Raw genomic sequence first — 1,093 nt, forward strand, 5'->3', positions numbered from 1 at the left:
TGGAGCTGAAATCAGTCGAAGATACCAGCTGGCTGCAACTGTTTATTAAAAACACAGCACTGTGCAAACACGAAAGTGGACGTATACGGTGTGACGCCTGCCCGGTGCCGGAAGGTTAATTGATGGGGTTATCCGTAAGGAGAAGCTCTTGATCGAAGCCCCGGTAAACGGCGGCCGTAACTATAACGGTCCTAAGGTAGCGAAATTCCTTGTCGGGTAAGTTCCGACCTGCACGAATGGCGTAATGATGGCCAGGCTGTCTCCACCCGAGACTCAGTGAAATTGAACTCGCTGTGAAGATGCAGTGTACCCGCGGCAAGACGGAAAGACCCCGTGAACCTTTACTATAGCTTGACACTGAACACTGGTCCTTGATGTGTAGGATAGGTGGGAGGCTTTGAAGTGTGGACGCCAGTCTGCATGGAGCCGACCTTGAAATACCACCCTTTAATGGCTGGTGTTCTAACGTAGACCCGTGATCCGGGTTGCGGACAGTGTCTGGTGGGTAGTTTGACTGGGGCGGTCTCCTCCTAAAGAGTAACGGAGGAGCACGAAGGTTAGCTAATCCTGGTCGGACATCAGGAGGTTAGTGCAAAGGCATAAGCTAGCTTGACTGCGAGAGTGACGGCTCGAGCAGGTGCGAAAGCAGGTCTTAGTGATCCGGTGGTTCTGAATGGAAGGGCCATCGCTCAACGGATAAAAGGTACTCCGGGGATAACAGGCTGATACCGCCCAAGAGTTCATATCGACGGCGGTGTTTGGCACCTCGATGTCGGCTCATCACATCCTGGGGCTGAAGTAGGTCCCAAGGGTATGGCTGTTCGCCATTTAAAGTGGTACGCGAGCTGGGTTTAGAACGTCGTGAGACAGTTCGGTCCCTATCTGCCGTGGGCGCTGGAGAATTGAGGGGGGCTGCTCCTAGTACGAGAGGACCGGAGTGGACGCATCACTGGTGTTCGGGTTGTCATGCCAATGGCATTGCCCGGTAGCTAAATGCGGAAGAGATAAGTGCTGAAAGCATCTAAGCACGAAACTTGCCCCGAGATGAGTTCTCCCTGAGACTATAAGTCTCCTGAAGGAACGTTGAAGACGA

1 rRNA gene is annotated in these 1,093 nt (G+C 53.1%); it reads left to right on the forward strand.

Annotated elements, in window-relative coordinates:
- Window positions 1-1,093, forward strand: a 23S ribosomal RNA gene (locus tag QMN38_RS26605); the annotation flags it as partial.

Source organism: Citrobacter sp. R-1.5.2, assembly GCF_035064245.1.
Lineage (GTDB): Bacteria > Pseudomonadota > Gammaproteobacteria > Enterobacterales > Enterobacteriaceae > Citrobacter.